Raw genomic sequence first — 13,561 nt, forward strand, 5'->3', positions numbered from 1 at the left:
TCTTGAGCCCGACCAGGCCGTACACCACGTGCACGCCCGCCTCTTCGAGCGCTCTGGCCCAGGCGATGTTGGCCTGCTCGTCGAAGCGGGCCTTCAGCTCCACCAGGGCAGCCACCTGCTTGCCCTGCTCGGCCGCCCGGATGAGCGACTTCACGATGGGGCTGTCGCCCGACGCTAGAGCGTCATCTTGATGGCGAGGACGCCGGGGTCGAGCGAAGCCTGTGCTGATGAACTCGCCCACGGTGTCCGTGAACGAGTCGTGGGTGGTGCACGAGCACGTGCCTGCGGATCACCGAGAACAGGCTGCGGCCGCGGTCGAGCGCGGTGGCGAACCGGGCCGGGACTACGGGTGCCCACGGCTCGTCTTAGGTCCGCGCGGCTGGAGGGCGCAGCGCCCACAGGCCTGAGAGAGGTCGAGCGGCGCGCCGTGCTCGAAGACGTCGTCGTCGTCGAGGTCGAGCCTGCGCACGAGCAGCTCGCAGATCTCCGGGGACACAGCCCCGTGGTCCACCTCGAGGCGCACGGCGCAGCCGAAACGCCGGCGGCGTAGCTCCATCTCGACCGCCGCCAGCAGGTCGTCGGCCCCCCCCGCGCTGGAGGGTGAGGTCGGCGTTGCAGACCCGGAAGGCAATGTGGTCGACGACCTCCATGCCCGGGAACAGCGTGGGCAGCGCGGCGATCACCTGCTCCAGCGGCACGAAGCGCTCGCCGTCGGGCATCACCACGCGCAGCAGCGGTGGCACCTTCACCCGGGCGAACTCGCATGCCGGGACCCGACGGATCCCGCACCAGCACGGCCAGGTTGAGCGACAGGTTGGAGATGTAGGGAACGGGTGCCCGGGATCGACTGCCACGGGCGTGAGCACGGGGAAGATCCGGTGCTCGAACACATCGACGAGGTACTTGCGGTCGTCGTCGTCCAGGTGTCCCACGCCGAGAAGTGGATGCCCTGGTCGGCGAGGGCCGGCGCGACCTGGTCGAGGAAGATGCGCTCCTGGCGCCTGACGAGCCTCGGCCACCTCGTCGGCGATCTCCCGCAGCTGCTCCCGGGGGTGCGGCCGTCGGGCGTGGTGGACCCCACGTCCGCCGCCTGCTGGTCCTTGAGGGCGGCCACCCGACCTGGAAGAACTCTGTCGAGGTTCGAGCTGAAGATGGCGAGGAACTTGGCCCGGGCTCCAGCAGGGGACGGCCGGATCCTCGGCCAGGGCGAGCACGCGGGCGTTGGTCGAGCCAGCTCAGCTCCCGGTTGAGGAACCGGCTGGCCGGGGTGTCGGTGATCGCCAACCTGCTCCGCCGTTCCCCCAGCCCCGACGCCACTGCCGCAGCCTACAGGTGGCCAGCGGGACGAGCGGCTCCCGGTCAGGCGGTGGCCCCCGTCGGTCTCGGGGAGGCTGAGATCCCAGTCGGGTTGCAGGTCCTCCTGCTCGGCGTCACGCGCACCACCCGCTCCCGGTTGCGCCGGAACTGGGGTCGTGGGGTGGCAGGAGGAGCAACCGGGCCATCACGCGAGCGGAAGTCGTCGATCACGGAGCGGTCAATGAGTCGACCGCACCTCCCAGTGGGGCGCCACCGCCGAGGTAGACGACTCCGCACGTGGCCGCGGGCATGCGGGCCCGGTCTCTGTCGGGTGCCATCGACATCGGATGCTCCTCGGGGTGTCGGGGACGAACCGCGAAAGCCTAACAGCAGATGTGAGGCCCCGGACCGGCCGGCCCGGGCCTCGTCCGCCGTGTAGTCGGGGAGGTGCGCGAAGGCGGGCTCAGTTGGCCGTCTGCTTAAGCGGCGAGCCGAGCTCGGCCGTGGTGGTCTGGGTGTCGCTCTAGCGCTCGAACTCGATGGTGATCGACTCCTACCCGGCTCCTTGGCCCGGACGATGTCGCCGACCCGGGAGTTCGCGGTGATCTCCTCGCCGTCCGACCGCCGTGATGGGCGTCGCCGGGCTGCAAACCGGCCTAGTCGGCGGCGCTGTTCGGCACCACCTCGGCCACCACCGCTTGCCTGGTCGGTGGTGATCCCGAAGTTGTCGAGCACCGAGGGATCGACCGAGTCGAGCGGCACCAGTCGGCACGCCGAGGAACGCCGAGGCGCGCGTCTGGCCGCTGCCCTGGCGCAGCTCCTCGATGAGCGAGCGGACAGTCGGGTCGATGGCGATGGCGAACCCGATGTTCTGGGCGTCGCCGATGATGGCGGTGCTGATGCCGAACACCTCGCCGGCGACGTTCACCAGCGCGCCGCCCGAGTTGCCCGGGTTGATGGCGGCGTCGGTCTGGATGAGGTTCTGCAGCGAGGCGCCGTCGGTGCCGATGCTGCGCGCCGGTGGCCGACGTTGCCGGTCGTCACCGTGGGCGTGCCCTCCAGGTTGGGAGGGCGTTGCCGATGGCGACGACCTCGAAAGCCACCTGCAGCGCGTCGGAGCTGCCCAGATCGGCGGGCGGAGGAGGCGCTCGCCCGCACCCGGATCAGGGCCACGTCGTCGGCTGGCGGGCTGCCCACGAGGTCGGCCTGAGGCTCGTGCCGTGGAACAGCTTCACCTGGCGGATGGCATGGCCCCTTCGATGACGTGGGCGTTGTGGTGAGCACCAGGCCGTCGGCGGAGATGATCACGCCCCGATCCGGCGCGGCGCGCGTACACGTGCCGCCGCGGGCCTGGCCGGTCTCGATCGACACCACCGAGGGCCGCACCTCTCGAGGACACCCCGGATGTCGAGCGGCTCACCGGCCAGCGAGCGCGGCAGGGTCGGCTGGCCGGCCGACACCTCGACCGGCCGGGGTGACGGGTCCGGTGGTGTCCGCTCGGCCACGGCCACCAGCCCGCCGGCCACCAGCGCCCCGACCAGCGCACCTGCGAGGCCGCCGATCAGCCCCGGCGCCAGCCGAGGGCCTGACGGGCCGGCTGCGCCTGGGGGCCGGCGGGTGGGGGCGGGGGAAGGGGCGGCGGGCGGCAGGCGGGGCCGGCGGCGTCGGCCGCCCGGGCCGGCCGGCGGGAAGCCTGGCGGTTGCCGCGGGCGCCCGGCCCGAGGGGCTCAAGCCGGCGGCGCCCTCGGTGGCGAGGTGGGCGGTGTCATCGGCGCGTGGGACGGCGTCACCGCCCCTCGGTGGGGTGGCCGGGTGGTCGGAGCACCCTCCCCAGCGGGGCGGATCGCCCTCGGGGCTCGACCCCGGCCCTCGGTGGCGACCTTGCCGGTGGCCTCGGCCTCGTCGCGTCGCTCGGTCGGTGTGGTGTCGCTCATCGTCGCCTCCGGTGGATCCGCTGCAGGCATCCGACCACGGGCGGTCGGTCGGTCTCAGTCGTGCTTACGAAGCTTGCCTCGCCCTGTGGTTCCCGGATCGGCAGATCTCGGCGGGCTCCTCAGGAACGGCTGGTCGACCCGGTGGCGAGCATGACGTTCGTCACGTTCACGCCCGTCCGGGAACCAAATCCAGCCGGACGCCGTACTTATACTTGAACAGAGCAGGAGGCGTGATGGACAGCGACTTCGGTTGGACAAGGGAAACTGCCGCGAGCACCACCCCTCGGTCTTCTTCCCGAGCGACGGTGTTGGCGTCGAGGTGGCCCGCAGGATCTGCGCACCCGCCCGGTCCAGGGCCCGTGCCTCGAGTTCGCGCTCACCCAGCGCATCGACCACGGGGTGTGGGGGCGGTGCGTCCGGTCGGAGCGCCGCCGCATCCTCAAGCGGCGACGCTGGCGGCCGCCTCCGCCTGATCCCCTCGACGAGACTTCGACCTGCGGCCGCACCGACAGGTGCGGCCTGCTGTGCGCCCAAGGCCGGTCGGTCTGCGCGGCACACCCGACCCAAAGCGTCAGCCGCCGAACGAGCGCCTCAGCCGCCGAACGGGAACGTCGACCAGGTCGTGTCCCACGGCCCGCAGGCGGTCGCCGAGCGACGGGGGCGGGGGCTCGGCAGGGCCGGCACCAGGGCCAGCAGCCGCTCGGCCGGGCCCGGCCCGACGAGCGCCAACGTCGAGGTCCCGCGCCCGATCACCACGAACGACTGGCCGACACGGGCGACCCACGAGTCGTGACCGTCGACGCTCTCACCCGCTTCTGGCCGGGGAGGGAGGGTGCTCCAGTCGAGCCGGCCCGGCTGCTCGGAACAGCGACACGACCGTGAGCCCGTCGGTGTACCGGGCCTGCAGCAGGTCGCCGTCGACCGATGCCGAGCCGAGGATCGTGGCCCGCCGAGGCGCACCGGCACCCGGAAGCGGCCCCTCGGCCGGCGGCGCGGCCGGCTCGGGTGGGGACCCGGTGGGGAGGGGCAGACCGGCGGCGGCCGCGTGCTCGTCGACGAAGCGGCTCACGGGCGGCTGGGCCGACAGCGGGTGACCCGCTGGTGACCGCGGAGCACCAGCAGCCACGCTGCGGCGGTGGCCACCAGGTTGGCGGCGACGCCCTAGCCACGCACCGATCGGGTCAGCCGGGCTCCGGCCCCGGGTCAGACGGTCGAACAGCCCTCCGGGCGGCTCGACCATCGCCAGGGCCCGGACCACCGAGCGGGCCCTCGACGTGCGCCAGCTCGGCCCGACACGACGGGCAGGCCTCGAGGGCTAGGACCCCGACGGCACGATCGGCTGAGCTCGCCGTCGAGCAGGGCGCTGAGCTCGTCGCCCGGATGGCGCCACCGGCGCCGGAGCGATCGACGGTCACGACAGCGACTCCCGCAGCAGGCCCGCCCACGATGGATGCGGCTGCACCGTGCCGACCGGCACCTCGAGGGCATCGGCGATCTCCTGGTAGCCCCATCCCCACCACGTCGCAGAGCCCACCGCCGCCCGGTAGTCGCCGAGGGCGGAGCAGCGCGGCCTGCACGTCGTCGGCAGGGTCGACGCGGCCAGCTCCGCCTCGGGCTCGGCCGCCGGGCAGCAACCGCCCGGGCACGTGGCGGGCACCACGTGGAGAGGCCGCGCTTCTTGCGCCTCGCTTGCCTCGTCGAGGAAGGCGTTGGTGGCGATACGGCCCAACCAGCCGACTGTAAGGGTGCCGGGACGGTACGTGTCCAGCCGCGCCGCACCCGCACCAGCACCTCCTGCACCAGATCCTCCGCGTCGTCGTGGTTGCCGGTGAGCCGGTACGACACCGTGTAGAGGAAGCGCCCGTGATCCCGGGCCACCTCCTCCCACGTAAGGGAACCCCGCCCCGGTCGTCGGCCGCACCAGGCGGTTCGACAGCGGAGGCCCCAGCCTCGTGACGCCTCCTCCCGGCTCACGAGCCGGACGGGTGGCGAGGCGAGCGTCGGAGCGACTCGCCATGGAGAACGCGAACGCAGCGGGCGAGATGGTTTCCCGCCCGCCTCAGCGACGCCGGTCAGGCGTCCTTGCGCTCCTCGTCGGCCCTTCGCTCCTCGCACGCTCAGCTTGAACTCCTTCTGGGCCTGGCCGAGCGAGCGGGCCAGTTAGGGAGCTTCGTCCCGCCGAACACCCAGGAGGATGATGAGCAAGACGATGAGCAGTTCGGGGAGCACCGAGGTTCACGGTGCGAGCGTACCTGCTGCCCCCCCGGCGGCACCGGTCGCGCCACCCGGTCCGAAACGCTTCGCCTCGCCGTGCCAGGCTGGCCCGCGTTCGAGTGCGTCGTGGAACGTGAGCGAGGGCCGCCGCCCGCCAGGTGGGATGGGCCATCGCCGGCGCCGGCGAAGCGACCTGCTCGACGTGCACACCGACCCCGACCACTACCGGACGGTATCTCCCTCCTCGGCGAGGGCGCCGTTCGCTCCGTGGCCCGGGCCAGCCCTCGACCTGCTCGATCTGGGCGAGCACCAGGGCGCCCACCCGCGCATCGGCGTGCTCGACGTGGGTCCCTCGTGCCCCTCGGCCCCGACGACTCGCCGAGGCCCTGTCAGCGATCGCTTGGCCCGGTGGGCCGGGAGCCGAGCTGCAGCCCCCTGCTTCCTCTTACGGCCCCGAGCGACTTCGCCCGACGTGCGCCGGCACGCCTTGAGCTGGCTCCGGACACGGGGCCGGCGCACCCGCACCCCACCGCCGGGGCCTGCGCCGTGGGCGCCCGGGCCGTCCTCGTGGCCTACAACCTGTGGCTGGCCGAACCGGACGCGTCGAGAGCCCGTGCCATCGCCCGCGACCTGCGGGGCCCGGCGGTGCGGGCCCTCGGCCTGGTGGTGGGCCGCGAGGTGCAGGTGTCGTGCAACCTCGTGGCCCCGCTCGAGGTTGGGCCGGCGGCGGTCTACGACGCAGTGGCGGCGCGGGCCGGTGGCCCGGGCCGAGCTGGTGGGCCTGGTGCCCGCGGCGGTGCTGGCCGCGATCCCCGCCGGCGCTGGGACCAGCTCGACCTCGACCCCAGCCGCACCATCAAGCCAGGATCGCGGCCCGGCGCACGCCCTGGTGAGGGACGCCCGCCGAACGTCAGGCCGACGCCGACCGGCGGGCGAGGGCTCGCTGGCGGCGGACGCGACGGCGCTCCCGCTCGCTCATGCCCCCAGATCCCGAACTTCTCGCCGTTGGCCCAGCGTACTCGAGGCAGTCCTCCCACCACGCAGCCCCGGCACACCGCCTCCCGGGTGGACGCCCCGCGCTCGGGGAAGAACAGGTCGGGATCGACGCCGAGGCAGTTGGCGTAGTCCTGCCAGCCACGGTCGTCCGGATCGTCGTTCCCCACTGGCATCCGCATCGATGTCCCCCCTCCGCCAGGGCGATGGCCGGGCGCTCGGAGGCTGGCCCGCCAGCCATCCGACCAGCGCGGCACAGCCCTGTAATTACATGGGTGTGATCTTCGCCTCTCCGAGGGACAAACGCAAGAGGGAATCCACCACTCGGGCGCGGGACTGAGGTATCGCGCGCCCGTCCGGCGGAGGCTGCACACTGCCGGCATGCTCATCGAAGCGGTGCAGGCCGACATCACGACGCGCTGCCGGTCGACGCCATCGTCAGCGTGGCCAACGGCGCGCTGCAGGCCGGGTCCGGGGTGTGCAGGCGATCTTCGCGGCCGCCGGCCACCGCCCCTGCAGGACGCCTGCGACGAGCTGGTCGCCGCGCACGGGCGGGTCGCGACCGGCGACGCCGTGGCGACACCGGGCTTCGCCTCCCGGCCAGGCTCGTGATCCACGCCGTCGGCCCGGTCTGGCGCTGGCGGAGCGAGCGACGGACGCGCTGCTCGCATCCACGTACCGCCGCGCCCTCGAGGTCGCCGACGCCGCCGGCGCCCGGTCCGTGGCCTTCCCGGCCGTCAGCACCGGCGTGTTCGCCTTCCCGCCCGACCGGGCGGCCGGCATCGCCGTGGAGGCCATCCGGTCGACGCCCACCGAGGTCGTCTCCCGAGTGGTGCTGTGCGCCTTCGACCGCGCCACCTACGACCGCTACGTGCGCCTGCTCGCCGAGGGCGGCTGAGGGCGTCGAAGCCGTCAGGCGCCCCGGCGGGCCCGCCCGAGCGCAGCGCCCGCTTCTGCTCGATGAAGTCGACGAGCACGTAGTCACCCAGGGTCTCGGGCGTCGTGAAGAACGACCGGCCCTGGTTCAGCTGGGTGAGCTTCTCCACGAAGGCGCGCAGGTACCCGTTGGCGTCGAGCATGAAGGTGTTGATCCTGATGCCCTCCCGGGTGCACCGCGCCACCTCTCGCAGCGTGGCGTCGACCGTCTCGCGCACCGGCGGGTAGTTGAAGAACACCTCGCCGTCGGGGAGGAGGATGGGCGGTGGGCTCGCCGTCGGTGATCATGATGATCTGCTTCGTCCCGGCCTGGCGGGCCAGCATGCGTCGGCTCAGCAGGAGCGCGTGCTGCATGTTCGTGCCGTAGACGAAGTCCCACGACACCTCGGGCAGCTGCTCGGGCCTGAGCTCGCGCGCCACCTCGCTGAAGCCCACGATCCCCAGGAAGTCGCGGGGGAACTGGCTGGAGATGAGGGCGTGGAGCGCCATCGCGACCTTCTTCGCCGCGAGGAAGTTGTCGCGCATCGGCATCGACAACGACAGGTCGAGCATCAGCACGGTGCTCGACCGGACCAGGTGCTCGGTGCGCTCCACCTCGAAGTCGTCGGGCGACAGGGTGACCGGCGTGCCGCCGCCGGTGCGGCGGATGGCGTTGCGGATCGTGCGCTCGATGTCGAGGTTGAACGGATCGCCGAACTCGTAGGGCTTGGTCTCGTAGGTGCGCTCGTGGCCGGCGCCCCACCGCTCGATCTCGTGCTTGCCGATCTTGTCCCGCTGCAGCTTGCGGAACAGGTCGGAGAGCGCGTTGTTGCCGATCCGCCGGATGCCACGAGGGGTCAGCTCGTAGCGCCCCTCCTTCTGCTCGATGAGGCCCGCCTGCTCGAGGAGCCGGGACAGCTCGGCCAGCTTCTCCAGGCTGCGGGCGGCGTCGTCGCCCAGCAGCTCGCGGGCCCGGTCGAGGTCGACCTCGGCCAGCGCACCCGGGCTCGTCGCCGACCGCAGGAGGTTCTCGAGCTGGTCGAGGTCGCCGAGCTGCTCCATGAGCTGGGCGGCGTCCGCGAACCCGAGCGGGTCCTGGCCCCGGAACTGGTACGAGCGGTCCCAGCCGGCCTGGGGGAACAGCTGCTGCAGGTGCGACGACAGCTGGTCGACCTGCCACCGCAGATCCATGTCGTCCAGGAGCTGCTCGGCCAGCCCCTGCAGCTGAAGCGCTGCTCGGGCGTCATCGAGTTGAGCATCTGCTGCATCGCCGCCATGCGCTGGGCCATCACCTCGAGCAGCTCGTCGAGGGTCTGGGGTTCTCCGGGAAGAAGTCGCCGAAGCGCTCCATGAAGGACTCGGAAGTCGGGCTCCTCGCCCTCGGCCCGCTGGTCGAGCATGCGGTTGAGCTCGGCGAGCATGTCCTTCATGCGCTGCATCTGCTCGGGGCCCACGTTGCTCATGGCCCCGGCCATCTGGTCGACGTAGCGCTGCATCAGCTGCTGGCGGAGCCGGTCGAGGAGCTCCTCGAACCGCTGCTGGGCCTCGGCCGACGTGAAGTCGTACTGCTGCAGCTCGCGCACCTGGCCGGCAAGGTCGGGAGGCAGGAGATCGAGCCGCGTCCGACGCTCGGCGGCGGCCTGCTCCCCTCGGCGTCGAGATCGAACCCCGTCTGCGTGCCGTCCCAGCGCGAGTAGCGGAAGCCCGTCCCCATGGGGGAAGGCTACCGGCCTGCGCTGGCCCGGGCCCGGCGTGCCCCGTCCGCCCGGGGACTAAAGTCGACGTGCGTGCGCGTGCCCCGCGTCTTCGTCTTCGTCGACCTGTCGGGGTTCACCGCCTTCACCGCCGTCGAGGGCGACGCCGCGGCCGCCGGCGTGCTGCACGTGTTCCGCTCGATCGTCCGGTGGGTCGCCTCCCGCCGGGGGGTGCGCGTCGACAAGTGGCTCGGCGACGGCGCCATGCTCGTGGCGGTCGAGCCGGAGGATGCCGTGGCCACAGCCGTCGAGCTGGCCTGGCGGGTGGGCGACGCCTGCGCCGCTCGGCCTGCGGGTGGGGATCGCCTCCGGGGGAGGCCCTGCTGTTCGAGGGCGACGACTACGTGGGGACCGCCGTCAACCTGGCCGCCCGCCTGTGCGAGGAGGCCCGGCCCAGCGAGGTGCTGGCCACCACCGAGGTGGCCGCCGGCGCACCCCCCTGGGTCCACGTGGGTCCCGTCCAGCACCGCCAGCCGAAGGGCTCACCCGCTCCGATCGAGCTGGTCGACCTCTGGATCGCCCCGCCGGGGCCCGACGCGGTCGTCGACCCCGTGTGCGGCCTGGCCCTGGCCCCCGGCGCCGTGGTGGCCACCCGGCCCGGCCCGAACGGCCCCATGCCGTTCTGCTCGAGGAGCTGCGCCCAGCAGTGGGGCAGCGGTACGCCCGGGCCGGCGGCACCGGCGGCTGGGCCCACCGCCGACCGGACGGGCGATCGACCGTGACGTACCCGGACGGCTTCTGGTGGGGCACCGCGGCCTCGGCCACCCAGGCCGAGGGGCCGCCCCGGCAGCGACTGGCGGTTGTGGGAGGAGCGCGGGCGGGTGCCGCCCTCGGGCGACGGCAACGGCTTCGCCAGCGCCTACGCCGACGACTTCGCGCTGCTGGCGTCGTACGGGCTCCGCCACCATCGCCTCTCGCTCGACTGGGCCCGGATCGAGCCCCGACCCGGGAAGATCGACGGCCAGCGCGTGGAGCACGACCGCCGGGTGCTGGAAGCTGCCGGCGCGGCCGGCGTGGCAGTGTGGGCCTGCCTCCACCACTTCACGCTGCCCGGGTGGTTCGTCGACGAGGGCGGGCTGCTCGACGACCGGGCCCGCTCGTACTACTGGCCGCGGTTCGTCGACGTGTGCGCCCAGACCTTCGGCGACCTGGTCGCCGGCTGGACGCCGATCAACGAGCCCGTCGCCTGGGCGGCGGGCAGCCACCTGACCGGCGAGCTCCCCCCGTGGCGGGAGGATCCCCGGCTCTTCGGCGACGCTCTCCGCGCCGTCCACCTGGCCTGGCGGGACGCGTGGCGGGAGCTGCGCGGCGGGGGGCTCCCGGTGTGCACCGTGCTCAACCTGTCGCCGGTGCATGCGGCCGACCGCTCCCCCGAGGCCCGGCGAGCCGCCGACGAGGTCGACGAGGTCGTCTGGCAGGTCGGGCTGCGGGCGCTGCGGGAGGGGATCCTGGCCGTGCCCGGCCGGGCCGAGGAGGAGGTCCCCGACCTGGCGGGCTCGTGCGACCTGGTGGGGTTCTCGTACTACCACGCGATCGCCGTCGGCCCGGACGGGAGCCGGGGGACCTACCCGGCCGGCGCCCGCGTGGGCCCGCTCGGCTACGCCCCCTGGGCCGAGGGCCTCGGGGTCGTGCTCCACCGCCTGGCCGAGGAGCTGCCCGACCTGCCGCTGGTCGTGGCCGAGCTCGGCGTCGGCACCACCGACGACGCCTGGCGCGTCGACGTGCTCCGCGACTCCCTCACGGAGGTCCAGCGGGCCCTCGCCGACGGGATCGACGTCCGCGGGGTGTTCTTCTGGACGGGCGTCGACAGCTACGAGTGGCGCCACGGCTTCGACGTGCCGTTCGGCCTGTTCGACCGGGCTCGGCGCCCACGCGAGAGCGCCGAGCTCGTCGCCGACACGATCAGGGGCGCGTAGCCCACCTGAGCCCGGCGACGCCCACCCGTCTCGATCGCGCCGACACCGCCCCAGCGTCGCCCAGCGCGACGAAGACAGCACCCCACCCGTCTCGATCGCGCCGACACCGCCCCAGCGTCGCCCAGCGCGAAGAAGACCCTCGGAGGGGGTGAAGGCGGGGCCCGCGCGTGCCGACCAGGACGGCGCCCCACCCGTCTCGATCGCGCCGACACCGCCCCAGCGTCGCCCAGCGCGACGAAGACCCTCGGAGGGGTGAAGGCGGGGCCCGCGCGTGCCGATCAGGGAGGCATGGGGATGCCGGCCCTCCGGGTGCTCCGCCTGGCCCTCGCAGCCACCGCGGCAGCGGCGATGGTCGCCGCGGCCGTGTCGAACCTGCGCCTCGAACAGCCCCGGTGGGATCCCGGCGCGCTGGCGTCAGACCTGGCCGGCGCCCAGCAGGACCTGGAGGACACCGCGTGGGCGCTGCGGGCCATCTTCTACCGGGTGGACCTGGGCGACGAGTGGGTGGAGCACCGCGGCCCGGTCGACGAGGCAGCGGCAGCCGCCCGCGATGCGGGGGCCACCACCTCCCTGCCGGACGGGCCGATCGCCGCCGAACCGCCGTACGCGCTGCCCCTGCGGGCCTGCTTCGAGGAGGTGGGCGGCCCGATGCCCCAGGAAGTGGTGAGCACGGAGGCCGTCTCGCCCCGCTTCGTGCGCTTCGACGGCGCGTTCGCGCTGTCCGCCACCCTCGTCACCACGTCGCCGGCCGCCGCCGACGGCCTGGTGCAACGGGCCCTCGACCCCCGCTTCGCGGACTGCATCGGCCGCCGCACCGCCGACAGCGACGAGGGCACGCCCGTGCGGGTGCTCGGCACCGAGCCGCTCGACCAGCCCCCGCTGGGCGACGCCCTCCACGCCTTCCGGGTGCGTGCGATCCACGACGAGGGCGAGGGCGAGCGGGAGATCGTGATGGACGCGGCCGTGGTGCGGCTCGACCGGGCGGTGCTCGCCTTCGTTTTCGCCAGCCCCGTCGTGCCGGTGGTGGCCGCCGACCGCGACGCGGTGACGCGGGCGCTGGTGGGCCGGCTGGCGGTGCTCCCGAACGTGGGTGCGGCCAGCCCCGGCTGACCGGACGCTAGGAGCGGCCGCGATACGTCGCTCGGGAGCCGACCGCGTCCTTGTTGAGCCGCTTCGACAGGTGGAGCCCCTCGAGCACGAACTCGACGGCGCTGGCCTCGGCGGCTGGGCCCTCGCACGCAGCCAGGGACCGGACCGCCTCCGGGAGCCCGGGGATCTGGCCCACCAGGGCGGCCTCGTCGGCCGACGAGACGTCTTCGCCCACGTGCGCGACGAGCCCCTCGTCGAACGCGCTGATCACCCCGCGCAGCCGGTCGGCGGCCTGGCGCTCCTTGAACACCGTGAGCACCGCCGCCTTCACCAGGCCCTCGACGATCGCCTCGTCGCGGCCCTCCTCGAGGGTCTCGATCTCGACCTTGCCGGCGGTGCTGGCCGCCAGCGCGGACAGATCGCTCACCCGGGGGACCACCTCGCGCTCGCCGTGGCGCAGCGCCCGGCGGGTGGCGTTGGCGACCAGCGTCTCGTAGTTGGCGACCGTGAGGCGCACCGACACCCCCGAGCGCTGGTTGATGTGCGGGCTCTGGCGGGCCAGGTGGCTCAGCTGGGTGACGATCTCGGCCATGTAGTCGGGCATCGTCACGGTGATGCCGTCACCGTCGAGCGGACGGGCCTCCTGGACGGCGATCGCCATCTCGGTCGCCACCTCGAGCGGGTAGTGCGTCCGGATCTGACTGCCGAAGCGGTCCTTCAGCGGGGTGATGATGCGGCCGCGGTTGGTGTAGTCCTCGGGGTTGGCCGAGGCCACGAGCAGCACGTCGAGGGGGAGTCGGATCTTGTAGCCGCGGATCTGCACGTCGCGCTCCTCGAGCACGTTGAGCAGGCCCACCTGGATGCGCTCGGCCAGGTCGGGGAGCTCGTTGATGGCGAACACCCCGCGGTTCGTGCGCGGGACGAGGCCGTAGTGGAGCGTGAGCTCGTCCGACAGGTAGCGCCCCTCGGCCACCTTGATCGGGTCGACCTCGCCGATCAGGTCGGCGATCGACGTGTCGGGCGTCGCCAGCTTCTCGCCGTAGCGGGCGTCGCGATGGACCCACTCGATCGGGGTGTCCTCGCCCCGCTCGTGGATGAGGTCGCGGGCGTGCTTCGACACCGGGTGGTAGGGATCGTCGTTGATCTCCGACCCGGCCACGGTCGGCATCCACTCGTCGAGCAGGCCCAGCAGCGAGCGGATCATGCGGGTCTTGGCCTGCCCCCGCTCGCCCAGGAAGATGATGTCGTGCCCGGCGAGGAGGGCGTTCTCGAGCTGCGGGAGCACCGTGTCGTCGTAGCCCATCACCCCCGGGAACAGCCGCTCCCCGCCGGCGATCCGGGCGATGGCGTTGCGGCGGATCTCCTCCTTGACCGGCACGGACACCCAGCCCGATTCGCGGAGCTGGCCGAGGGTGGCAGGGCGAGACATGCGGCCAACCTACCTGGGCCA

The 13,561-nt window shown here is 73.3% G+C and carries 11 protein-coding genes and 5 pseudogenes; 6 read left to right on the top strand and 10 right to left on the bottom strand.

What is annotated here, in order from left to right:
• From IPM45_17725 to IPM45_17755, 7 genes and pseudogenes are all read right to left on the bottom strand, one after another.
• Positions 1–154: hypothetical protein (locus IPM45_17725; protein ID MBK9181365.1), on the bottom strand; the 154-nt coding region annotated here is incomplete at its 3' end.
• Between the two features lie 189 nt (positions 155–343).
• Positions 344–556, bottom strand: a complete 213-nt coding sequence (locus tag IPM45_17730) for a hypothetical protein (GenBank protein MBK9181366.1) — start codon at positions 554–556, stop codon at positions 344–346.
• Positions 557–593: 37 nt separating this feature from the next.
• Positions 594–1,040, bottom strand: a pseudogene (locus IPM45_17735) (RNA degradosome polyphosphate kinase).
• A pseudogene (locus IPM45_17740) lies at positions 938–1,414 on the bottom strand (hypothetical protein). The pseudogenes IPM45_17735 and IPM45_17740 overlap by 103 nt, the downstream one beginning before the upstream one ends.
• 435 nt (positions 1,415–1,849) lie before the next feature.
• Positions 1,850–2,425 carry a trypsin-like serine protease gene (locus IPM45_17745; protein MBK9181367.1) on the bottom strand — a complete coding sequence of 192 codons (576 nt, stop codon included), beginning with the start codon at positions 2,423–2,425 and terminating at the stop codon, positions 1,850–1,852.
• Positions 2,426–4,035: 1,610 nt separating this feature from the next.
• Positions 4,036–4,299, bottom strand: a complete 264-nt coding sequence (locus tag IPM45_17750) for a hypothetical protein (protein MBK9181368.1) — start codon at positions 4,297–4,299, stop codon at positions 4,036–4,038.
• Positions 4,300–4,433: 134 nt separating this feature from the next.
• Positions 4,434–5,108, bottom strand: a complete 675-nt coding sequence (locus tag IPM45_17755) for a hypothetical protein (protein ID MBK9181369.1) — start codon at positions 5,106–5,108, stop codon at positions 4,434–4,436.
• 316 nt (positions 5,109–5,424) lie between these two features.
• Here IPM45_17755 and IPM45_17760 point away from each other — a divergent pair.
• Positions 5,425–5,919 (top strand): annotated as a pseudogene (locus tag IPM45_17760) (hypothetical protein).
• Between the two features lie 435 nt (positions 5,920–6,354).
• Here the strand turns inward: IPM45_17760 and IPM45_17765 are convergent.
• Positions 6,355–6,619, bottom strand: a pseudogene (locus IPM45_17765) (WhiB family transcriptional regulator).
• Positions 6,620–6,818: 199 nt separating this feature from the next.
• Between IPM45_17765 and IPM45_17770 the strand changes: the two are divergent.
• Positions 6,819–7,335 (top strand): annotated as a pseudogene (locus IPM45_17770) (macro domain-containing protein).
• An 83-nt stretch (positions 7,336–7,418) separates the two neighbouring features.
• Here IPM45_17770 and IPM45_17775 read toward each other — a convergent pair.
• A complete protein-coding gene (locus IPM45_17775; protein MBK9181370.1) occupies positions 7,419–8,543 on the bottom strand; it encodes a hypothetical protein in 1,125 nt (374 codons plus the stop codon).
• 158 nt (positions 8,544–8,701) lie between these two features.
• Here IPM45_17775 and IPM45_17780 point away from each other — a divergent pair, with 158 nt between their 5' ends.
• The 4 genes from IPM45_17780 (at position 8,702) to IPM45_17795 (ending at position 12,132) form a co-directional block, all read left to right on the top strand.
• Positions 8,702–9,049, top strand: coding sequence for a hypothetical protein (locus IPM45_17780; protein ID MBK9181371.1), 348 nt, complete (start codon positions 8,702–8,704; stop codon positions 9,047–9,049).
• Positions 9,050–9,450: 401 nt separating this feature from the next.
• Positions 9,451–9,828 (top strand): hypothetical protein, encoded by a 378-nt coding sequence (locus IPM45_17785; GenBank protein MBK9181372.1) that lies wholly within the window; start codon positions 9,451–9,453, stop codon positions 9,826–9,828.
• A gap of 99 nt (positions 9,829–9,927) precedes the next feature.
• Positions 9,928–11,022, top strand: a complete 1,095-nt coding sequence (locus IPM45_17790; GenBank protein MBK9181373.1) for a family 1 glycosylhydrolase — start codon at positions 9,928–9,930, stop codon at positions 11,020–11,022.
• Between the two features lie 288 nt (positions 11,023–11,310).
• Positions 11,311–12,132 carry a hypothetical protein gene (locus tag IPM45_17795; protein ID MBK9181374.1) on the top strand — a complete coding sequence of 274 codons (822 nt, stop codon included), beginning with the start codon at positions 11,311–11,313 and terminating at the stop codon, positions 12,130–12,132.
• Between the two features lie 7 nt (positions 12,133–12,139).
• On the opposite strand, the gene IPM45_17800 is transcribed toward IPM45_17795, so the two are convergent.
• Positions 12,140–13,540, bottom strand: a complete 1,401-nt coding sequence (locus IPM45_17800; protein ID MBK9181375.1) for a sigma 54-interacting transcriptional regulator — start codon at positions 13,538–13,540, stop codon at positions 12,140–12,142.
• Positions 13,541–13,561: the final 21 nt, after the last annotated feature.

The organism is Acidimicrobiales bacterium, assembly GCA_016716005.1.
Lineage (GTDB): Bacteria > Actinomycetota > Acidimicrobiia > Acidimicrobiales > JADJXE01 > JADJXE01.